Here is a 761-nt window from a genome sequence, read left to right as displayed (position 1 = left end):
GGGGCGGCCCGATCCCTGTTCCAGGTATGCCGTCACCGGCGCGGGTGATCGCCTACAGCGACCTCCTCTTGGTGCCGGTAGCCGCGCGCTCAAAGGACGATCGCCGCCCGGAATGATCAGGCCGCGACAGACCGGCCAGTCAGCCTCAAGGGGGCCATCCACAAAAACCGGCAGGCCTTGGCCTCCCGGTTTTTGCGGCAGAGATTTGGGGACCCAAATCTGGCCCTCCTTGACCCTGCCTATCCGCCCTGTCGGTGGGGTTTGCGCCCGCCCGCGGTTCCGTCCGAACACAAGCGTGTTCGGCCAGACCCTCGGGCGGGGCTGGTGGACGGGACCCCTAGGACAGGTGGGTCGCCCGGTGGTGAGGGCGGCAGAGCCGCGTCCCTGCGGGCCGCGGCGTGAAGCGGACACCAAGGCTGCCTGAGACTGAATGCAACGTAAGTATATAATTGACATCACGGTATATTATCGTAAGGTAGGGGCGGCCTTGGTGGAAGGTGGCAGGAAATAGGGGGTCTTTCTTCCGCATGTCCCGAACAAAACGCCTGACAGAGATCGAGAAGATGCAGATCGTCCGCGAGGCCGCGGAGGGTGTGTCGACGTCCGAGCTGGCTGCGCGGTTCGGTGTTACATCGCGCGCCGTGCGCTACGTCTTGAAAGCCGATGCCGAGCGCCAGACGGATGCCGCAATTCCGGTCTCAGCGGTCAGTGTGAAGGTCACGGCTGCGGAGCTTGAGGCGCTCGACGCGGTGCTGGCGAAG

General features: G+C 64.7%; 1 protein-coding gene. It reads left to right on the top strand.

Annotated features, from left to right (window positions below; genetic code table 11):
- Positions 1–527 precede the first annotated feature (527 nt).
- The coding region (locus A3764_RS23780; RefSeq protein ID WP_150122451.1) for a helix-turn-helix domain-containing protein at positions 528–761 on the top strand (234 nt) is incomplete at its 3' end.

The sequence above is a fragment of the Sulfitobacter sp. HI0129 genome, assembly GCF_001635395.1.
GTDB lineage: Bacteria > Pseudomonadota > Alphaproteobacteria > Rhodobacterales > Rhodobacteraceae > Sulfitobacter.
Note: the sequence above shows the minus strand (reverse complement) of the source record. Positions and strands in the feature narration are given on the sequence as shown.